The 18,912-nt window shown below is 66.5% G+C and carries 20 protein-coding genes; 12 read left to right on the forward strand and 8 right to left on the reverse strand.

Features of this window, described 5'->3' with window-relative positions; translation table 11 throughout:
* Positions 1-97: 97 nt before the first annotated feature.
* The 3 genes from RBH22_RS00445 to RBH22_RS00455 form a co-directional block, all read right to left on the reverse strand.
* Positions 98-748, reverse strand: a complete 651-nt coding sequence (locus RBH22_RS00445; protein WP_256288407.1) for a DUF6517 family protein — start codon at positions 746-748, stop codon at positions 98-100.
* A gap of 226 nt (positions 749-974) precedes the next feature.
* Positions 975-1,523 carry a hypothetical protein gene (locus RBH22_RS00450; protein WP_306676171.1) on the reverse strand — a complete coding sequence of 183 codons (549 nt, stop codon included), beginning with the start codon at positions 1,521-1,523 and terminating at the stop codon, positions 975-977.
* A 1-nt stretch (position 1,524) separates the two neighbouring features.
* A complete protein-coding gene (locus RBH22_RS00455) occupies positions 1,525-1,656 on the reverse strand; it encodes a hypothetical protein (RefSeq protein WP_256287838.1) in 132 nt (43 codons plus the stop codon).
* A gap of 151 nt (positions 1,657-1,807) precedes the next feature.
* On the opposite strand from RBH22_RS00455, the gene RBH22_RS00460 reads away from it, so the two are divergent.
* The 10 genes from RBH22_RS00460 (at position 1,808) to RBH22_RS00505 (ending at position 12,233) form a co-directional block, all read left to right on the forward strand.
* Complete coding sequence (locus tag RBH22_RS00460) at positions 1,808-3,790, forward strand: PAS domain-containing protein (RefSeq protein ID WP_256546436.1); 1,983 nt, start codon at positions 1,808-1,810, stop codon at positions 3,788-3,790.
* A 60-nt stretch (positions 3,791-3,850) separates the two neighbouring features.
* Positions 3,851-4,702, forward strand: a complete 852-nt coding sequence (locus tag RBH22_RS00465; protein ID WP_256546437.1) for an NOP5/NOP56 family protein — start codon at positions 3,851-3,853, stop codon at positions 4,700-4,702.
* Positions 4,699-5,352, forward strand: a complete 654-nt coding sequence (locus tag RBH22_RS00470) for a fibrillarin-like rRNA/tRNA 2'-O-methyltransferase (RefSeq protein WP_306676172.1) — start codon at positions 4,699-4,701, stop codon at positions 5,350-5,352. Before RBH22_RS00465 ends, RBH22_RS00470 begins: the two co-directional genes overlap by 4 nt.
* Before the next feature lie 133 nt (positions 5,353-5,485).
* On the forward strand, positions 5,486-6,562 hold the full coding sequence (locus RBH22_RS00475; protein WP_256546439.1) for a glutamate--cysteine ligase: 1,077 nt from the start codon (positions 5,486-5,488) through the stop codon (positions 6,560-6,562).
* 51 nt (positions 6,563-6,613) lie between these two features.
* A complete protein-coding gene (locus tag RBH22_RS00480; protein ID WP_306676173.1) occupies positions 6,614-7,330 on the forward strand; it encodes a winged helix-turn-helix domain-containing protein in 717 nt (238 codons plus the stop codon).
* Between the two features lie 63 nt (positions 7,331-7,393).
* Positions 7,394-8,116: a phosphoglycerol geranylgeranyltransferase gene (locus tag RBH22_RS00485; RefSeq protein WP_121568900.1), complete on the forward strand. Its 723-nt coding sequence runs from the start codon at positions 7,394-7,396 to the stop codon at positions 8,114-8,116.
* A 215-nt stretch (positions 8,117-8,331) separates the two neighbouring features.
* Entirely contained in the window at positions 8,332-9,636 is a 1,305-nt protein-coding gene (gene aspS, locus RBH22_RS00490; protein ID WP_256287843.1) for an aspartate--tRNA(Asn) ligase, read from the forward strand.
* A gap of 346 nt (positions 9,637-9,982) precedes the next feature.
* Positions 9,983-10,189 carry a cold shock domain-containing protein gene (locus tag RBH22_RS00495; protein ID WP_004978121.1) on the forward strand — a complete coding sequence of 69 codons (207 nt, stop codon included), beginning with the start codon at positions 9,983-9,985 and terminating at the stop codon, positions 10,187-10,189.
* 316 nt (positions 10,190-10,505) lie between these two features.
* The gene (locus tag RBH22_RS00500; RefSeq protein WP_306676174.1) at positions 10,506-11,360 is read left to right on the forward strand and encodes a pantoate kinase; all 855 of its coding nucleotides are present in this window, start codon (positions 10,506-10,508) and stop codon (positions 11,358-11,360) included.
* A gap of 111 nt (positions 11,361-11,471) precedes the next feature.
* Positions 11,472-12,233 carry a 4-phosphopantoate--beta-alanine ligase gene (locus RBH22_RS00505; RefSeq protein WP_256546443.1) on the forward strand — a complete coding sequence of 254 codons (762 nt, stop codon included), beginning with the start codon at positions 11,472-11,474 and terminating at the stop codon, positions 12,231-12,233.
* Positions 12,234-12,257: 24 nt separating this feature from the next.
* On the opposite strand, the gene RBH22_RS00510 is transcribed toward RBH22_RS00505, so the two are convergent.
* The 4 genes from RBH22_RS00510 to pth2 all read right to left on the reverse strand — a co-directional run bounded on the left by RBH22_RS00510 (position 12,258) and on the right by pth2 (position 16,055).
* The gene (locus tag RBH22_RS00510) at positions 12,258-12,983 is read right to left on the reverse strand and encodes a DUF2103 domain-containing protein (RefSeq protein WP_121568896.1); all 726 of its coding nucleotides are present in this window, start codon (positions 12,981-12,983) and stop codon (positions 12,258-12,260) included.
* 110 nt (positions 12,984-13,093) lie between these two features.
* Positions 13,094-14,503, reverse strand: a complete 1,410-nt coding sequence (truD, locus tag RBH22_RS00515) for a tRNA pseudouridine(13) synthase TruD (protein WP_306676175.1) — start codon at positions 14,501-14,503, stop codon at positions 13,094-13,096.
* A gap of 57 nt (positions 14,504-14,560) precedes the next feature.
* On the reverse strand, positions 14,561-15,640 hold the full coding sequence (locus tag RBH22_RS00520) for a PAS domain-containing sensor histidine kinase (protein ID WP_306676176.1): 1,080 nt from the start codon (positions 15,638-15,640) through the stop codon (positions 14,561-14,563).
* A 76-nt stretch (positions 15,641-15,716) separates the two neighbouring features.
* Entirely contained in the window at positions 15,717-16,055 is a 339-nt protein-coding gene (pth2, locus tag RBH22_RS00525; RefSeq protein WP_256546446.1) for a peptidyl-tRNA hydrolase Pth2, read from the reverse strand.
* A gap of 200 nt (positions 16,056-16,255) precedes the next feature.
* Between pth2 and dcd the strand changes: the two genes are divergently transcribed.
* Both dcd and RBH22_RS00535 read left to right on the forward strand, forming a co-directional pair.
* Entirely contained in the window at positions 16,256-16,846 is a 591-nt protein-coding gene (gene dcd / locus RBH22_RS00530; protein WP_256287849.1) for a dCTP deaminase, read from the forward strand.
* Positions 16,843-17,763, forward strand: coding sequence for a thiamine-phosphate synthase family protein (locus tag RBH22_RS00535; protein ID WP_256287850.1), 921 nt, complete (start codon positions 16,843-16,845; stop codon positions 17,761-17,763). Before dcd ends, RBH22_RS00535 begins: the two co-directional genes overlap by 4 nt.
* 102 nt (positions 17,764-17,865) lie before the next feature.
* Here RBH22_RS00535 and RBH22_RS00540 read toward each other — a convergent pair whose 3' ends face one another.
* On the reverse strand, positions 17,866-18,792 hold the full coding sequence (locus RBH22_RS00540) for a sulfide-dependent adenosine diphosphate thiazole synthase (protein ID WP_256546448.1): 927 nt from the start codon (positions 18,790-18,792) through the stop codon (positions 17,866-17,868).
* Between the last annotated feature and the right edge of the window lie 120 nt (positions 18,793-18,912).

Here is an 18,912-nt window from a genome sequence, read left to right on the forward strand (position 1 = left end):
CGCGCTTCGGCGTCGTCATACTGTCAGACAGAAGTTCGTGAATCATATTGGCACCCACGGGGTGCCGATACTTTTCACATAGTTCTGTCTGATAGTATCAGTCCGAGACCGGGTGTTCGAGCGCGCGCATCATCGACAGGACGTTCTCCTCCTCACCGTCGAGCTGCTGGGGGTAGACGCCGATCGCGAGGACGAAGTCCTCACCGTCGCGGTACTTCGTCACGTGAACGAAGACGTCGATCTCTCGGCCCTCTACGGTCGCCGTTCCCGCGAACTTCGTCACCGTCGTCTCGGTCCCCTGGACGGTGATGTTCCGTTCGCTCACCTGTCGAATGTCGCTCAGGCCGGAGTAGCGCTGCTGGACGAACTCGACCAGCCGCGCGTTCGAGAACTGCCCGATCGGGTTGAGGGTCTGGCCGGCGATCTCGACGGCGGGCGTCGAGACCACGGTGAAGACACCGAGGCGCGTCTCGCCCAGCGGTCCGAGGTCCAGACTCTTATCGTAGCTTGTGACCTGGTTCGTGGCGACGACGCGGCGTTCCTGGCCGGCGACCTCGAACGTCCGGTTCACGGTGATTTCCCGCGTCCCATTCGACTCGTACCCCGCTTCTTCGACTGCCGAATCAGCGACGGCAGCCGGTTCCGCGGTGAACGTGAGCGCTTCGCTTCCAGTGAGAAAGCCGATACAGCCGCTCGTCGAGAGCAGGAGCGCGACGGCGACAGCGGCTACCACGCGACGGTTCGATATCACGGTCGGAGGTACTCACCCGATCGGGTTTAAATCCGCGGGTCGACCCCGACGTCGACGATAGCAGCATTTGCACGTCATCACCCGCCCGATCGTCCGACAGTGTACGATCGGGTGCGCAATCAGTTGCAAATGCTACTATAGGGGTTATCGTAAGTCTCCATAGATTTCTCGCCGGACGGTACGGCGAGAATCTCCGAACAGTTACGATAACCCCTATATTTCGTTACCCGAGATACGAGACTGAAACGGTGTGTGGGCCAGTCGCGGTCTCCAACGTGACTTCCTCGACCAGTCGTTCCCGGACCTGTTCGCGCCACTCGTCGACAGCCTCTTGATGGCGTTCGCGATGCCGTTCTCGCGTGTAGGGCGTCTCCGAGGCGCGGAGTTCGTCTTCGGTGTCGTCGACGGTCGGATACGACGGCGGGTCTGCAACGAACCGCTCGGGGGCGAGGTGTATCGGTGACGGCGCGTCGCCGGAGCCGCTCTCACTGTCGACTGCCACTGTGTCCGTCTCCGAACTGGACGCCGCCTCCTCGTCCGGACCGACGATGCCAGCGTCGTGGATCCGCGCTCGCATTCGACCCGAGAAGGGCGGCGTCACGCGCAGCACGACCGCCCGCTGGCTCCGGGACGCCGCTTCGAGTCCGTCGACGACGTCCGCTGTCGTCACGGCGAGCGATCTGATCCGATGCGGGCCCGTCGCGGACGACGCCGAATCCACAGACGAAGGTGGACGAGAGGGGTCCTCTCCCGTCCCATCGTGCTCCGTCATCTCACCCCGCGCCCCACCGCGCGGTGTCGGGTGCGCCGAGGTCACCGTTGCACTCGGGACATCGAGCGCGGAACGAGCCGGGAGAGACGCGAAAACCGCAGTCCTGACAGACGAAGGATTGTCGACCACTCATCACTCCGCCTGAAAGGATCCTGGCGTGTTAACTCTTACCGTGGTGTGTTCACGGGCGACGACATATTGAATTGTTCAATAATGGAACTATCGTACAAGACAGTATAGACGAATCACAATCTATTCATTCTCACAGATAACTGTTCTGTACAATGAGCAGTTCGGGGGACGACACGCGGTTACGCATCGACGGGGTCATCCGCCGTGTTCACGAGGCACTCGTGGAAGTGAAGACACGAGACGAACTCGAAGCCGCAGTCTGTCGAGCCTTTGCGGACTCTGAGCCGTACGTCTTCGCCTGGATCGGGGTGCACGATACCGACACTAACGCCGTCGTTCCGAGCGCGATTGCAGGGACGGGACAAGAGTACCTCGACGAGATCTCGATCGCGCTCGACGACTCTGCGGAGGCGAACGGCCCGACCGCGGTGGCGCTCCGCACCGGTACGGCGCAGATTATGCAGCGCATTCGGGACGATCCGGACTACGAACCCTGGCGCGAGCAGGCGCTTGCCCACGGGTTCGAATCGAGCGCCGCCGTTCCGCTCGTCGAAGGCGATCGGGCGTACGGCGTCTTGAACGTGTACTCCGGACGGCCCGAGGCCTTCGAGGCGTCCGAGCAGACGCTCCTGGCAGAACTCGGCGCGACGATCGGGACCGCGATCGGCGGCGTCTTGGCCCGCGAAGACCTGGAGGCCCAGAAGCGCCAGTACGAGCAGCTCACAGAGCGCATCTCGGACGCGTACTACGCCGTCGACTCGGAGTGGGAGATCACGTACTGGAACGACCAGATGGCCGATCGAACTGACGTGTCGGCCGCGGACGCCCTCGGCGAACGGCTCTGGACGGCGTTCCCCGAGATCGTCGGGACGGAAGCCGAGTCGAACTACCGGGCTGCGATGGAGACGAACGAGCCGCAGTCGTTCGAGATGTACGTCGAAGCGCCGTTCGACTACTGGGTCGAAGTCGATGTCCACCCCGACGAGGACGGCCTCTCGATCTTCTCACGGGAGATTACAGAGCGCAAACAGCGCGAACGGGAACTCACGGAAGCGAAGCGTCGCCTCGACGCGATCGTACACAACACGTCCGAAGCCATCTACATCAAGAACCGCGAGAGCGAGTACGTCTTCATCAACGAGGTCGGTGCTGACATCTTCGATGAGACGCCCGAGACGGTCGTCGGCAAGACCGACGACGAACTGTTCGACACCGAGAGCGCCGACGCGGTCAGAGCCGACGACCGCCACGTCTTCGAGACCGGATCCGGGGAGACGTGGGAGCGCGTCCGCTACGTCGATGGGACTGAACACGTCTTCATCGACAACAAGTTCCCCTACCGCGACGAGTCGGGCGAGATCATCGGACTCGTCGGTGTGAGCCGCGACATTACTGAACGCAAGGCGTACGAACAGCAACTCGAAGAGCAGCGCGACGGCCTCGACCTGTTGAACAAGGTCGTCCGACACGACATCAGGAACAACCTCCAGGTCGTGCTCGGTTACGGCGACCTGCTCGGCCCCTACGTCGACGCCGACGGGAACGAGCACCTGACCAAAATTCTGAACAACGCCGAGTCGGCAGTCGAACTGACCCACACGGCGGCCGACCTCGCGGAAGTGATGGTCCATCCGGACCGCGACCCGACCCGTGTCTGCTTGGACGACATCCTCCAGACGCAGATCACCGAGGTCTGTGAGACGTTCGATGGCGCCACAGTCGCAGTGGCGGGGTCGTTGCCGGCGGTCGAGGTCCTGGCCGACGATATGCTCTCGTCGGTGTTTCGAAACCTGCTGAAGAACGCCGTCCAGCACAACGACAAGGACGTTCCCGAAGTGACGGTCTCGGCGACGGTCGACGACGACGCGGGGGCGGTCACCGTGCGCGTCGCCGACAACGGCCCCGGGGTCCCCGAGGACCTCCGACCGTCGATCTTCGGGAAAGGCGAGAAGGGTCTCGACAGCGAGGGCACGGGCGTCGGACTCTATCTCGTTCGCACGCTCGTCGAGGCCTACGGCGGGGACGTCTGGATAGAAGACGAGACGGCGGGGCGGCCCGCCGACACGCGTACAGCGCCCGCTGCTGCGACCGACGCCGAGGGTGCGGTGTTCGCTGTCGAACTCCCGATCGCCTGAGCGGCGACGGCCGCCGACGCCTTCGAGAATACATATACGAGTCCGTACGCAAGGACGGGTATGAGCGATCAGCGTCCCGAAAGTGCGGGATGGTTCGTCGACGTCGATCCGGGGGACCTCGACGCCGGCGCGGCGGCGATCTACGACCGAACGGCCGAGCACCCTCGGGACTGGCCGGCCGAAGCGGTCCGGGCGGGCTTCGCTGCCGACGAAGCCGACTACTACGGCGCGCTCCACGAGGCGACGCTCGCGGCGACCCGCGAGGCCGTCCAGGAGCGCGAGCGCTCGGACGACAAACAGCTCACGCACGCGGTCCGCGCGATGGACGACGCCGAGCGAACCGCGAACGAACTCGCCGAGCGTCTCGCCGAGTGGGCAGGCACGTTCGACCGCGACGTCCCCGGCGGCGTCGACGGTGCCCGCGAGGTCGCAGCGTGGACCCCCGAGACGCCCGCCGAGGTGCGCGTCGTCTCGCTTGCCGAGCGGGTCGTCGACCTCGACGACGAGCGCGCCGAGCTCCGCTCGTTCGTGGAGTCACACGCCCCCGACGTCGCCCCCAACCTCGCCGAGATGGCCGGTCCCGTCCTCGCAGCGCGACTGCTCTCGCTCGCCGGCGGACTGGAGTCGCTGGCGAAAAAGCCCGCCGGGACGGTGCAGGTGCTCGGCGCGGAGGACGCGCTCTTCGCGCACTTGCGCGGCCGCGGCTCCTCGCCGAAACACGGCGTCATCTTCACGCACGAGTACGTCCGTGGGACTCACCCCGACCACCGCGGGTCGGCCGCGCGGGCGTTCGCCGGCAAGCTCGCGATTGCAGCCCGGATCGACTACTACTCGGGCGAGTTCAAGCAGTCCGTCCACGACGACCTCACAGAGCGGATGGCGACGATCCGCGAGCGGGAGGTGAGCCAATGAGCCCCGCGCTCCCTGCCGGCGTCGAGCGCCGGCGATTCGACGGCCGCGAGCGACTCGCCACCCGCGGTGACCCGGTCTACGGCGAACCGCAGGACGACGAGGGCTGGCGCGCGTGGGACGCCGGGCGGTCGAAACTCGGTGCGATGCTCGAAATCGGGATGGACCTCGGCATCGACGGCGGCGACGGCGTGCTCTATCTCGGCGCGGCCTCGGGCACGACCGTCTCGCACGTCGCGGACTTCGCCGGCCCGACGTACGCCGTCGAGTTCGCCCCGCGCCCGACGCGTGACCTCGTCGGCGTCGCCGAGTCGCGGCCGAACCTCTTCCCGCTGCTGAAAGACGCCCGCGAGCCGGAGACGTACGCCCACGTCGTCGAATCCGACCTGGACTGTCTGATCCAGGACGTCGCGACCCGCGGGCAGGCGACCGTCGCGCTGCGGAACCGGGAGTTCCTCGCGCCGGACGGCCGGCTGCTCGCCGCGTTCAAGGCGCGGAGCGAGGACGTCCTCAGCGACCCCGCGGAGGTCTTCGACGACGTGCTCGCCGAACTTCGAGCGGGCTACGAGATCCTCGAAACCCAGCGGCTGGATCGCTTCCACGACGATCACCTCGCGGTCGTCGCCGAGCCGCGACCGGAGGGGTCCGAGTGAGCGCGTCGACGACCGCGTCGGTTCCGGGAGTGGCGCCATCGGCTTCCGGCCGACGGTCGCCCCCGGCGCGGATGGGCGAACCGTTCGCCGCAGCCCGCGACATATTTAATCGGCCGCCGCAAACCACGTGCCGATGGAGCTAGGGTCGGCGGACGCCTTCGACCGGATGGGCACGCTCGGCGTCGAAGAGGAGTTCTACATAGTCGACGAGCGGGGCTACCCGGCGTCGGGCATCTCGGATCTCGTCTACGATCATCCCCCCGGAGGAATCCTCGAGGACCGAATCGACCACGAACTGTTCCAGTTCACGATCGAGACGCAGACGCCGCTCATCGAGGACGTCGACGCGGTCGACGAGGTGGTCCGTGAGGTTCGCGAGGCTCTCGTCGATCACGCCGCCGAACACGGCTATCGGATCGCGGCCGCCGGACTCCACCCGGCGGCGAAGTGGCGCGAACTCGATCACGCCACGAAGCCACGGTACAAGTCTCAGCTGGACCGCATCCAGTATCCCCAGCACCGCAACACGACCGCCGGTCTCCACGTCCACGTCGGCGTCGACGACGCCGACAAGGCGACGTGGATCGCCAACGAGCTCCGCTGGTACCTCCCGCCGGTGCTCGCACTTTCTGTCAACTCCCCGTTCTGGAACGGCTTCGACACCGGATTAGCATCCGCTCGTGCGAAGATCTTCGAGGCGCTCCCGAACACGGGAATGCCGACGTACTTCGAGGACTTCGAGACCTACCAGCAGTTCGAGCGCAAAATGGTCGAACTCGGATCGATCGAGGACCGCGGGGAACTCTGGTACGACGTGCGGCCACACACGGGCCACGGGACCGTCGAAGTCCGCACGCCCGACGCCCAGACCGACCCGGCGGCGACCGTGGCGTTCGTCGAGTACGTGCACGCGCTCGTCGAAGACCTCGCCGCCCGCTACGAGGACGGCGAGTCGGGGACAGACATCCGCCGAGAGATCCTCGACGCCAACAAGTGGCACGCGATCCGCTACGGCTACGACGCGTCGTTCATCACGCGCGACGTCGAAGACACGATCACGCTCGGCGAGTTCGTCGCTGCCGAGTCCGACCGTCTCGGCATCGACAGCCTCCGGACGCGCTTCGAGATGGAGAGCGGCGCGGCGTGGCAGCGTCGGATTCACGAGGAGGAGGGACTCGACGCACTCTGTGAAGCGCTCTGTCTCGACTGATCCCGAGAAAGGCTTTTGTCTCGCGAGTTTTGACCTTTCGACTAGAACACGATGTCCCCTGACGAGCCGACAGACGAGACCGAGAGCGACGGAACCGACCGACTGACTGACGCAGACGCGGCAGACGGGAGCGAAGACGACGGTATCGACATCGAAGTCGGCGAGGACACCTACCACGGATCCAGCGACGCGGCGGCGGCCGACGAGGCGGAGACGGATGTCGATGCGGACGGCGAGAGTACGCGTGCACGCCTCGAAGCGGAGGCCGACCGCGCCGTCTCGGAGTTCGACGAGGGCATCGTCGACCTCCTCGCGTGGCTCCTCGACACGGAAACCCGCGCGCGCATCTACGTCTATCTCCGGAAGAACCCCCACTCGACGAGCGAGGAGGTCGCCGACGGGACCGGGCTCTACCCGAGCACCGTCCGCGAGGCGCTCGCCGAACTGCACGACGAGGAGACCGTCACCCGTCGCAAGCGCGAGAGCGCCGGCGCGGGCAACAACCCCTACGAGTACACCGCGATCGCGCCGAGCGAACTGGTCCGCGGCGTCGCCGAGCAGGTGCAGTCGGAACTGAACACGGTGTTCAACCTCGACCGCCGACTCGGTGACGACGCGGACGACGAGGGCGAGACGAGCGTCGGGCCGGTCACGATCACTGTCGGCGAGGATGGCGACGACGCGAAGCACGACGACGCTCACGACGCTAGTGACGAGGGCGACGGCGACGAGGATGAAGGCGGCGAAGACGACAGTGAACAGGCCTAGCACGCCGGTCGACGGCCACCGCTTCCGCGCCATTTTTAACGTTCCCCGGGAGACGTATCGTCAATGACCGGGCCTTGGACGGAGTGGGACCACGTGCTGAAAGTGGACCCGGACAAAGATCTCGTCGACGGCGAGACGTTCGAAGACGTCTGTGAGACTGGAACCGACGCGATCGAGATCGGGGGAACGCTCGACATCACGACCGACAAGATGCAGCGCGTCGTCGACGCGTGTTCGCGCTACGACGTGCCGCTGTACCAGGAGCCGTCGAATCCCGGGGTCGTCATCGAATCCGAGGACCTCGACGGCTACCTCGTCCCGACGGTGTTCAACGCCGAGTCCTCGTTTTGGGTGACCGGCGCACACAAAGAGTGGGTCCGCATCGACGGTCCCCTCGACTGGGACCGGACGACGACGGAAGCCTACGTCGTGTTGAACCCCGACGCGTCCGTCGCCGAAGTGACCGAGGCCGACACCGACCAGACCGCCGAGGACGTCGCCTCGTTCGCGGCCGTCGCCGAGAAGATGTTCGGCCAGGAGATCATCTACATCGAGTACTCGGGTACTTTCGGCGATCCGAAGAAGGTCGCGGCCGCCCGCGACGCGCTCGAAGAGTCGACGCTGTTCTACGGCGGCGGGATCCACGACTACGACACCGCCTACGAGATGGGGCAGAACGCCGACACGATCGTGGTCGGCGACCTCCTCCACGACGAAGGTGTCGACGCCGTTCGGGAAACCGTCGAAGGCGTCAAGGACGCCCACGCCGAAGCCGTCGTCGAGTAGCGCGCTCTGCTCCGGCCTTCACTCCCCGCCGCTATTTTCGCCGCTCTCCCGCACGTTTCGTCGCTGTCTTCGCCCTCGCATTCGCCTTCGTTTTTGCGTCTCCTCGGAAGACCGATCGCTTGAGCCGCGCGCACCGCTCGCAGTTCCGTGCGGGGACGACACACTTCGGGTCCGAACCGACCGTTTTTAAGACCGGGCGGTCGGTAACACGGAGTATGCAAGGCAGAACCTTCACGGCCGACGCCGAGCCTGGCGACGAGGTCACTGTCGCTGGCTGGGTCCACGAGGTCCGTGACCTCGGCGGGATCGCCTTCCTGATCCTCCGAGACAAGTCTGGGAAGATTCAGATCAAACTCGAAGAGGACTCGATGGACGCAGATCTCGTCGAGACCGGACTCGATGTCTCTCGGGAGAGCGTCATCACCGTCACCGGCTCGGTGAAAGAGGAGCCGCGCGCGCCGACCGACGTCGAGATCATCCCCGAGAGCATCGAGGTGCTCGCGGAGTCCGACACCGAACTGCCGCTCGACCCCTCCGGGAAGGTCGACGCCGAACTCTCGACGCGGCTCGACAACCGAACGCTCGACCTCCGCAAGGAGGAAGTGAAAGCGATCTTCGAGATCCGCGCGGAGATCCTCCGCTCTGTCCGCGACGCCTTCCGCGACATCGGCTGTACGGAGATCAACACGCCGAAGATCGTCGCGACCGGGACCGAAGGCGGCACCGAGCTGTTCCCGATCACCTACTTCGGCGAGGAGGCCTTTATGAACCAGTCGCCGCAGCTGTTCAAGCAGCTGATGGTCGGCTCCGGCCTCGAACGCGTCTTCGAGATCGGTCCGATCTTCCGCGCCGAAGAGCACAACACGCCGCGGCACCTCAACGAGGCGACCTCGATCGACTTCGAGTCGGCGTTCGTCGATCACACGGAGGCGATGGACGCCTGCGAACACGTCGTCAAGAGCGCCTACGAGGGCGTCGCAGAGAACTGCCAGCGTCAGCTCGAACTGCTCGGTCTCGACGAGGAGTTCGAGGTGCCCGAGGGCGACTTCCCGCGGCTCACCTACGAGGAGGCCATCGAGCGGATCAACGCGACGGGCGAACTCGACGAACAGCTCGTCTGGGGCGACGACCTCCCGACCGAGGGCGAGCGCGCGCTCGGCGAGGACGTCGGCGAGCACTACTTCATCACCGACTGGCCCAGCGAGATCAAGCCGTTCTACATCAAGGACCACGACGACGACGAGCAGCTCTCGACGGGGTTCGACATGATGCACCCGCGAATGGAACTCGTCTCCGGCGGGCAGCGTGAACACCGCTACGATCACCTCGTCGCCGGCTTCGAGCAGCAGGGCCTCGATCCCGACCAGTTCGAGTACTACACGAAAATGTTCAAATACGGGATGCCGCCGCACGCCGGCTGGGGTCTCGGTGGCGAGCGTCTCGTGATGACGATGCTCGGACTGGACAACATCCGGGAAGCTGTGCTGTTCCCGCGAGACCGCCAGCGTCTGTCGCCGTAAGCGACGACGCGAGATCGATCGCGGGGGCAAGCGATTCCTACGGAATCGCCCTGTTCCCGCGAGACCGCCAGCGCCCGAGTCCCTAGAGCGAAGGCGTCGCTGTCGAGCGGGAGCCAGAAAAGCGAGCGAAGTGAGCTTTTCGCTGTTCCCGCGAGACCGCCAGCGTCTGTCGCCGTAAGCGACGACGCGACACCGATCGCGGGGGCAAGCGATTCCTTCGGGATCGCCCTGTTCCCGCGAGACCGCCAGCGCCTGAGCCCGTAAGCGACGACGTCGCTACTGAGGGGGTCGTGGTACCTCGACCCTCAGAAGGGTTATCCCTCCCACGACCTTCGGGTTAGTTGTAATGGCACACGGTAAGGTTGATTTCTTCAACGACACAGGCGGCTACGGTTTCATCTCGACTGACGACGGCGACCTCGACGACGACGAAGACGTTTTCTTCCATATGGAGGATGTCGGCGGCGAAGACCTCACAGAAGGTACTGAGGTCGAATTCGACATCGAGTCCTCGCCCAAGGGGCCTCGCGCGGCGAACGTCGTTCGACAGTAATACCGAGACACACCTGTCGCTCACAGCGACAGACACCATCTCGATTTTCATAGGGATTATCGTAAGTCCGCATAGATGTCTCGCCGGTCGGTACGGCGAGAATCTCCGAATAGTTACGATAATCCCTATCAGACGACTACAGGCTCCGAGCGAACGCTACTATATATCTGTACACGCTGCGTGAGCGGTTCCTTTTCTCGGGTGGAAAGTCGCTTATGACGCTCTCATAGGCCGCAGTATCGTGGCGTCGGCTGTGGCGACGCAACCCCCGCCGAAACCGCGCCCGATTTAACGGCGCGTGCGCAACCGACGCACGATGACCGACGAGGCGACGGCGTTCGTTCCCGGGCACGTCACGGGGTTTTTCAGCGCGCACCCGGACGGGGACCCGTTAGTTGCGGGCTCGCGCGGTGCGGGCATCACCCTCTCACACGGCGTCGAGGTGCGGATCGAACGCGACGCCGGAGCCTCGGACGTGACGCTCAACGGCGAGGTGCTCACCGTCGACGCCGTCGACGCCGTACTCGACGCGCTCGGCGCGACCGACGCGGCCGTGACCGCCGAGACGCCCCTCCCGCTCGGAGCCGGCTTCGGCGTCTCCGGTGCGATGGCGCTCGGAACCGCCTACGCGGTCAACGCGGCGTACGACTGTCGTCGGACCGAGAACGCCCTCGTCGCCGTCGCCCACCGCGCGGAAGTCGAGGCGGGGACGGGGCTCGGCGACGTGGTCGCGCAGGCCCGCGGCGGACTCCCGATCCGGCTCGAACCGGGCGCGCCCGAACACGGCCGGCTCGACGGCGTCCCGGCCAGCCCGCGCGTCGAGTACCTCTCGTTCGGCTCGGTTTCCACAGAGGAAGTCCTCTCGGGTGACACCCGCGCGCTGACGGCTGCGGGAGAGCGTGCGCTCGCGGACCTCCGCGAGCGGCCCACGCCTGACCATCTCGTCTCCCTGTCGCGCCGCTTCGCTCGCGAGGCCGACCTCCTGACCGACCACGTCGCCGACGCCATCGCGGCCGTTCGTGCCGCGGGCGGCGACGCAGCGATGGCGATGCTGGGTGACACCGTATTCGCGTTCGGAGGGGACCTCTCGGCGGCGGGCTACGACCCCGAGGTCTGTTCCGTCCACGCCGCGGGGGCGACGCTCCGCGCGCAGGGCGCACGCGACGCCTGAGCGAACCTGACACCTGACGTTTCCGCCGACGGTCCGCGATCGACGCGTGACGGCTGCTGTGGCTGCTCGTCGAATCGGCTCGCTTTTTGTTTGCCCCGTAAATATCGGGGTATGAGCGAGATCGACGTCCCGGAGAGCCACCCCCGATACGAGTCGCTGCTCACGCGACACCGCATCGAAGCGGGCGTAGAGAAGGGGATCACGAGCAAGCAGGGCCTCATCGCGGAGGGCCGCGGCGAGGCGTTCGACTACTTGCTCGGCGAGCAGACGACGCAGTCGGCCGATCGAGCCGAGCGCGCCGCCGCCGCGTTGCTGCTTCTCGCGGATCATCCGGTCCTCTCGGTCAACGGCAACGCCGCCGCGCTCGTCCCCGGTGAGATGATCGAACTGGCGTCGGTGGTCGGGGCCGACATCGAGGTCAATCTGTTCAACCGGACGGACGAGCGGATGCAAGCCATCGTCGAACACCTCCGTGAGCACGACGCGGGCGAGGCGGGCGTCGAGATCAAGGGGCTCACCGCCGACGCCCGGATCCCCGGACTCGATCACGAGCGCGCGAAAGTCGACGCCGACGGCATCGGATCGGCCGACGTCGTGCTCGTGCCGCTCGAAGACGGCGATCGGGCCGAAGCGCTCGCCGAGATGGGGAAACGGGAGATCGTGATCGACCTGAACCCGCTGTCGCGTTCGGCACAGACTGCGACAGTGCCGATCATCGACAACATCCTCCGCGCAGTGCCGAACATTACCGAACACGCGCGGACGCTACAGGAGGCCTCACGGGGGGAACTGGAGACGATCGTGCGCGAGTTCGACCGCGAGCGCGCGCTCGCGGCCGCCGAGGACGCGATTCGCTCCGGCACGCTCGAGTGAGCGTCGCACAGCACTCTCGGACCGCTACTGTTCTCGCAACTCGGCGTCGGTAAGCGCGTCGTTGAGGTCGTCGCGGACGAACTCGCCCGTCTCTCTGTCCATCGCGGTCGTCACGATACGGTTCTCCTGGACGCTGGAACCGTCCCGGAGTAGAAGTCGGACGTTGCCGTTGTCGTCGGCGCGCGTAACTTTCGCTCTGAGTCCCGTCCGCGACCCGGTCCCGCCGGCGTCGATCGGGCCGGGCACGATCTTCTTCACGTGCGGGTGGTTGGCGACGACGCCGATCGCCTTGCGGCCGCGGCGCCCGCCGATGAGCGTCGAGTGCGACCCGCCGAGTTTCTCTCGCGGCGGCGTCTCGACGACTTCCAGCGACCGTTCGCCGCGGCGGTCGAGGACGCGCTCGACTGGGTCGTCGGCTGCGACGCGGTAGAACTCGTGGTGCAACTGCGCGCGGGCTTCCCGCAGTACGTCGCGGTCGCCCGCTGCAAAGACGGTCTCGGGACGCTTCCGGCGGATCTCGTCGGCGACGCGCCCCGCGAAGTTCCGAAGTTCGACGACCTCGGCTTCGGGGTCGTCTTCGGGAACCGTCGTCAGCGTCGTGCGGCCGACGATCTCCTCGCCGTCGAGCATCGTCAGTTCCGCGCGGTCGCGCTCGAACGCGACGACGACGGCGTCGCAGTTGGCCGTGTTGCAGACCAGACAGTAGTCCCCGGGGCGTTCGAGGGGCGTCCCGCACCGCCGGCAGTCCATAGCGGTGGAAGACGACGGAAAAATAAAAGCGCGGCTATCGAGTCACTGGCTTGGCTGTGCGCATAAGTCCGAAAATGACGCCGCAGCGGGCGTACATCCACAATTCGCGCTCACAACTCCGTCGGACTCGTCTTCAGATACTCCCGGAGAAGCACCGTCGCGTACGACCCCGACGGCAGCGAAAACGACAGGTCGTAGGTGTCCTCGCTGTCCTCGAGGTCGGTGTCTACGTCGACGCACGTCCGAAGGAGGACCGCTCGGCGCGTCCCCGTCGAGTGGAACTCGCCGGGCAGATCGAAGTCGGACGGTTCGAGGCCCAGATCGTCGAGGACTGCGCGCTCGACGTCGCCGGGTTCGCCCTCTGCGAGGTCGGTTTCGGTGCCGACGAGCGGCGCCGTCACGAACGCCCGGCCGCGCTCGCAGTGGCGGCCCATCACGTCCACGCGTCGCTCGGTCGCCGTCTGCGTCCGGTCCGTGTCCGGCCGATAGAGCCCCTCGGGCGCGTCGGTGTCGGCGAAGCAGACGACGTCCCCCGCGACCGGTTCCGAGAGCGGGAGCCCACGCGAGAGCCGCTCGCTGACGATCCGGTTGAACGCGTACGACTGCGCGGCGTTGACGAACAGGCGCTGAAGGTTCTGGGGGACGGCTTCGAGCGCGTGTCGCCAGTCTTCTGCGGTCTCGTCGCCGTCTTCGTGCAGCCGGTGCAGCATCGCACGCTCGAACCGGAGTGCGCCGGGCATTCGATCGAGCGCCGCCTGCCAGTCGGGATCGGTCGTCGCGGCCTGCTCGTCGACGAACGCCCGCGCGGCCTGCGTCGCCTCCGGTTCGGCATCGAACGGATTGCCGACGTACGTCAGGACGGCCTCGCGCCACTCGCCGCGGGCGACGCACAGGCCGACCTCGTGGGTGACGGGACGGCGGCTGCCGAAGCGCTGGTGGCCGAAGTAGTTCGGGACCGCGACGTCGACGCAGCCGTCGGCCTCGGTGAACACGTCGGCGACGCTGCGCTGACGCTCGTCTGCCGCCTCCTGAAGCCGCGCGTGCAGTTCGGCGGTGATCCCCTCGACGGGCGTGACGTCGGCGTCGCGAACGCGGATCTCGAAGGCGTTGCCCGCGAGATCGCCGAAGTGGAGCGTTCGGCCGACCCGGCCGAGCACCTCGACGTCCGCGTCGTCGATTTCGGGCAGGTCGTCGGGATCGACGTCCGAGAGCGTGAATAGTTGCGTCGTGACCGCGTGTTTGTCCTTCGTGCCCGCCCACGAGACCCGCTCGCGGCTGATTCCGAGCGCGTTCGAGAGCCGGTGGGCGAAGTCGTTCGTGTCCCACTGCCGGAGCTCCGCGCGGACGAGCAGGTGCGGATAATCGCCCGCGTCGGCCGCGAGCGGTTCGGGCTCCATCGTCTCCAGTTCGCGGACGCGGAAGTCCTCGGGCGTCGTCCGCAGGCGGCCGCCGGTCCCGTCGGCGTCGCTGAAGTAGTACTCGATGCCGACGCGCCGTTCGAGCGGGTGTGCCTCGCGCATCTGGTCGTCACCGGGTTCCCGCTCTGGGGGTAAGGCCGCTCCGGTTCGGCCTTCGTCTTACTCGCGCGCGGCGTCGCCCCGCCGGACGGGGTCGTCCCACATTCCGGTGATCTCGAAGCGCGCGCCCCCAGAGTCGGCCTCGCGGACGTCGATATCCCATCCGTGGGAGTCGGCCACAGCCGAGACGATATTCAGGCCGAAGCCCGTTCCGCGGTCGGCGGTGGTGTACCCGTAATCGAAGACGCGCTCTCGGTCGTCCGCGACGATGCCTGGGCCGTCGTCGGCGACGACGATTCCGCGCCCCCCCGGCGTGGTCGACACCGTCACGGTGACGCCGCTGTCGCCGGTCGCGTGCCGGACGGCGTTCTCGAAGAGGTTCTCGAAGAGTCTGCCGATCCGGCTCTCGTCGGCCGTCACGATTCCGAGGTCGTCTTCGACGACGAGTGTCGGCGCGCCCCGGGCGTTCCCGTGCCTGCGGCCGTCTCTCCCACCGACGACGGCTTCCCAGGCGCCGTCGACGACCTGATTCAGATCGACCTGGACGGGATTTTCGACGCGGTCGCCGTGGCTGACGAGCGTTCGCACGTCGTCGACGATGTCTGCCATCCGACCGTGGACACGTTCGAGACGGTCTAAGAACTCCTCGCCGCCGCAGACCTCGCCGCGGAGAATCCCCACCTGCGCCTGCGCCGCGTTCAGCGGGTTCCGGAGGTCGTGTGTCAGGATCTCGGCGAAGCGTTCGAGTTCGCGCTCGCGCTCGGTCTGTTCGCTCACGTCGCGAACGACGCTCACGAAGCACTCCCGTTCGCCGACGGTCGTCGGCGAGACAGTCGACTCCGCCCAGAACGTCGTTCCGTCGCGCCGCTCGACCTCCCAGCGATACGTCCCCGACCCCGTCTCGCGGGCCGTTCGCTCGGCGCCCGTCCGTGCGTCCTGCGCCTGCGCTGGGGACACGGCGCACTCGTCGATCCCGAGTTCACGGAAGGCTGCCGGCGGGTAGCCGAACAACTCCTCGACGGTGCCGTTGACCGCGACGACCTCGCCGCTTCCCGCGTCGCGAGCGATCACGGCGTCTCCGAGATCGTCGACGACCTCCAAGAGTAAGCTATCGGCACTCGGACCCGCGAACTCGCTCATCTTCTGTCTCTCCGCACGGACCTGTGGTAAGTCGTTTGGCCGTTCGACCCCATCGATGGTCGTTCGCCCCTCTCGATCAGTACAGCGAGAGGTCGCCGGTGACTCGGTCGACGTCTTCTTCGCGGGCGGGGCCGACGGCCAGACAGGTCACCGTTCCGGGATCTAACTGGGTGTGCCCGGCGTCTCTGACGACGGCGTGCGGGAGGCCCAGGCGTTCGGCCTCGTCGGCGAGGCGGAACAGTTCCGATTCGCCGTCGGCTTTGAGTACGACTTTCTTCTGGCCCTCGCCTTTCCACCGCTTTCTGGTTCGCTCGTCGGTGTCTTCGTAGGCCGACAGCGAGGCGTGCGCGACCTGCGCCGCGAGCTTGCCGCGGCCCATTCCGAGATCCGTCCGGGCGACGATGGCTTGCTTCATACGCGAGGGTGGCGCGCGACGTGGTATATGTCCTCGCTTTGTCCGCTTGTAGGGATTATCGTACGTCCGCATAGATCTCTCGCCGGACAGTACGGCGAGAATCTCTGAACAGTTACGATAATCCCTATTGGCCGTCACTCCGCTCGGCTGGCTCTCTCGGAAGGATGACTTTACGTCCCTCGCTCACGCTCGTTCTGACGATGATACTCTCGGACGACGACATCCTGGCTCGCTTAGAAACTGGGGACCTGGTCGTCGACCCCATCGACGACCTCGATATGCAGGTTCAGCCGGCGAGCCTGGATCTGCGGCTCGGCGAGGAGTTCCTGGAGTTCCAGCGGACCAACATCTCGTGCATCCACCCGAACCGTGAGGCCGAAGTCTCCGAGTACGTGACCGAGACGCGGGTCCCCGAGGGAGAGGAGTTCATCCTCCACCCCGGCGACTTCGTCCTCGGGACGACCAAAGAGCGCGTCGAGATCCCGCCGGACCTCCTCGCGACAGTCGAGGGCCGGTCCTCGCTCGGTCGGCTCGCGATCGTGATTCACGCGACGGCCGGGATCGTCGACCCGGGCTACGAGGGGCAGATCACGCTCGAACTCTCGAATCTCGGTACTGCCCCGGTCGCGCTCACGCCGGGGATGCGCGTCTCACAGCTCGTGTTTACGGAGCTCACCCAGCCCGCGGCCCGCCCCTACGGCGCCGAACGCGGCTCGAAGTACCAGGGACAGGAGGGGCCGCAGGCCTCGCGGATCGGTGACGACCCCGAGTTCACCGGAGACCGAGAATGAGATTCATCGAGGAGGTCGTCGTCGAGGAGTTCCTCCCGACGTTCCGCTCGATGCTCGCCGAGGAACTCCGCGACCGCGGCCTGACCCAACACGAAGTCGCCGAGGCACTCGGGATCAGCCAGTCGGCCGTCTCGAAGTACGCTCACGGCGAGATCAGCCGCCGAGAAGAAGTGCTCGAAGACGACCGCGTCGTCGACCTCGTCGAGCGCGTCGCCGACGGGCTCGCGACGGGCGATATGAGCCGGGTGCAGGCTCTCGTCGAGGCCGAAGTGCTCGTCCGCCAGTTGGAGGAGGGCGACCTGCTCGCTCGCCTGCACGAAGAAGCGATGCCGGAACTGGCCGACTACGACGGCTACGTGCGGATTCACGACCCCGAAAGCGGGCTCCGTACGAGCGAGCAGGTGCGGTCGTCGGTCCGGCAGGCGCTCCGCCGACTCACTAACGCGAGCGGCTTCGCGGGACTCATCCCGAACGTCGGATCGAACCTCGTCGAGTGCCTCCCCGACGCGTCGACCGTCGACGACGTCGCGGGCGTCCCCGGCCGCATTTTCGACGTGAAGGGGCGCGCGACGGTCCCGAGCGATCCCGAGTTCGGCGTCAGCGAGCACGTTGCGTCGGTGCTCCTCTCGGCGCGTGCGGCTGGCTGCGACGTCCGCGCGGCGATCAACGTCCGCTACGACTCCCAGCTCGTCGCCGACCTCGACGCCGCGGGCTACGACACGGTGGAGTTCGACCCCGACGCGCCGACCGACCCGATCCGGGAGTCGGTCGAAGAACGCGGCCCCGAGACGCTCTCGGAGACGTTCGTCTGCTATCAGACCGGCGGGTACGGCATCGAGCCGATCACCTACGTCCTCGGCCCCGACGCCGACGCGGTCGTCACGGCGGTCAAGACGCTTCTTCGTCCCGAGCAGTAGGCCATCTCCGTTCGCGAGACTCATACTGCCGGACAGCAGTTCGTGAATCATATTGGCACCCACGGGGTGCCGATGATTTTCACATCGTTCTGTCCAACAGTATCAGTCGTCCGCGGGCGCGGCCGGCGCGAAGTCGACGGGGGCGGCGTCGCGCTCTAGTTCGTCGAGACACGCTTGCGCGCCACGCTTGCCCGAGAGGAGCATCGCGCCGAACGTCGGACCCATTCGGGGCAGTCCGTCGACGGTGGCGACGGCCATTCCGGTGGCGACGACGCCCGGATGGACCACGCCGGTGTGTTCGACGACCTGATCCTCGGATTTGCTCACCCACATCGAGTCGTGGCCGGGGGAGTCGTGGCCGGGCGCGCCGTACTCGTCGTCGCCGGTCGCGTCCATTCCCGTGTTGTGCTCGCTCGCGTGTTCGATGCCCGGCGCGTCCAGGACGTCCCGCTCTGCGAGCTTCGAGATGACGACGGCCTCGTGGCCGGTGGCGTCGACGACGAGGTCGGACTCGACCGCGACGGGGTCGACGCAGGTGAGTTCGCGAGGGAGCGCGTGGACCGGCGTCCAGTTGAGGACGACGCCGCCGACGCGGTCGCCCTCGCGGACGACGACGTCGGTGAACTCGGTCATATTCTGGATCGCCGCGCCAGCGTCGCAGGCGGCCTCGATGAGCGCCGAAACGGCGTGCGGTCCGTCGGCGACGTACAGACCGGGCGCTTCGTCGGACTCCTCGTAGGGGACGCCCAGTTCGTCCAGCACCGACTGCGCGGGGTCGCGCACCGTCACCTTGTTCATCAGGAACCCGCCGAGCCAGAAGCCGCCGCCGAGGTAGTTGTTCTTCTCGACGATGGTCACGTCGACGCCGCGCTCGGCCAGTTCCTTCGCCGTGACGAGTCCCGAGGGACCGCCGCCGACGATGATGACGTCGGTGTCGACCCGATCGAGGAACTCCTCGCTCCAGTCGCTGGCGATCGCTCGCGTTACCTGCGCTTCGCTTACGTCTGTGAATCCGGTGAACTCCGCCATACCACCTAGTGATATTACTTACTACTAAGACGTTTCGATGACGGGCCGAGCGCGGCGTCGCCCCGCTCGTGACGCTCACTGCCGTCCGCGGGAGGCGTTCGCTGGCCGAACGACTTACAC

Source organism: Halobellus sp. H-GB7 (genome assembly GCF_030848585.1).
Lineage (GTDB): Archaea > Halobacteriota > Halobacteria > Halobacteriales > Haloferacaceae > Haloquadratum > Haloquadratum inordinatus.

Excerpts from the sequence above, each read along its gene's own strand:
- RBH22_RS00450 (WP_306676171.1), bottom strand. The coding sequence starts at position 1,523 with ATGACGGAGCACGATGGGACGGGAGAGGACCCCTCTCGTCCACCTTCG.
- RBH22_RS00455 (WP_256287838.1), bottom strand. The coding sequence starts at position 1,656 with ATGAGTGGTCGACAATCCTTCGTCTGTCAGGACTGCGGTTTTCGCGTC.
- RBH22_RS00460 (WP_256546436.1), top strand. The coding sequence starts at position 1,808 with ATGAGCAGTTCGGGGGACGACACGCGGTTACGCATCGACGGGGTCATC.
- RBH22_RS00465 (WP_256546437.1), top strand. The coding sequence starts at position 3,851 with ATGAGCGATCAGCGTCCCGAAAGTGCGGGATGGTTCGTCGACGTCGAT.
- RBH22_RS00470 (WP_306676172.1), top strand. The coding sequence starts at position 4,699 with ATGAGCCCCGCGCTCCCTGCCGGCGTCGAGCGCCGGCGATTCGACGGC.
- RBH22_RS00475 (WP_256546439.1), top strand. The coding sequence starts at position 5,486 with ATGGAGCTAGGGTCGGCGGACGCCTTCGACCGGATGGGCACGCTCGGC.
- RBH22_RS00480 (WP_306676173.1), top strand. The coding sequence starts at position 6,614 with ATGTCCCCTGACGAGCCGACAGACGAGACCGAGAGCGACGGAACCGAC.
- RBH22_RS00485 (WP_121568900.1), top strand. The coding sequence starts at position 7,394 with ATGACCGGGCCTTGGACGGAGTGGGACCACGTGCTGAAAGTGGACCCG.
- aspS (WP_256287843.1), top strand. The coding sequence starts at position 8,332 with ATGCAAGGCAGAACCTTCACGGCCGACGCCGAGCCTGGCGACGAGGTC.
- RBH22_RS00495 (WP_004978121.1), top strand. The coding sequence starts at position 9,983 with ATGGCACACGGTAAGGTTGATTTCTTCAACGACACAGGCGGCTACGGT.
- RBH22_RS00500 (WP_306676174.1), top strand. The coding sequence starts at position 10,506 with ATGACCGACGAGGCGACGGCGTTCGTTCCCGGGCACGTCACGGGGTTT.
- RBH22_RS00505 (WP_256546443.1), top strand. The coding sequence starts at position 11,472 with ATGAGCGAGATCGACGTCCCGGAGAGCCACCCCCGATACGAGTCGCTG.
- RBH22_RS00510 (WP_121568896.1), bottom strand. The coding sequence starts at position 12,983 with ATGGACTGCCGGCGGTGCGGGACGCCCCTCGAACGCCCCGGGGACTAC.
- truD (WP_306676175.1), bottom strand. The coding sequence starts at position 14,503 with ATGCGCGAGGCACACCCGCTCGAACGGCGCGTCGGCATCGAGTACTAC.
- RBH22_RS00520 (WP_306676176.1), bottom strand. The coding sequence starts at position 15,640 with ATGAGCGAGTTCGCGGGTCCGAGTGCCGATAGCTTACTCTTGGAGGTC.
- pth2 (WP_256546446.1), bottom strand. The coding sequence starts at position 16,055 with ATGAAGCAAGCCATCGTCGCCCGGACGGATCTCGGAATGGGCCGCGGC.
- dcd (WP_256287849.1), top strand. The coding sequence starts at position 16,256 with ATGATACTCTCGGACGACGACATCCTGGCTCGCTTAGAAACTGGGGAC.
- RBH22_RS00535 (WP_256287850.1), top strand. The coding sequence starts at position 16,843 with ATGAGATTCATCGAGGAGGTCGTCGTCGAGGAGTTCCTCCCGACGTTC.
- RBH22_RS00540 (WP_256546448.1), bottom strand. The coding sequence starts at position 18,792 with ATGGCGGAGTTCACCGGATTCACAGACGTAAGCGAAGCGCAGGTAACG.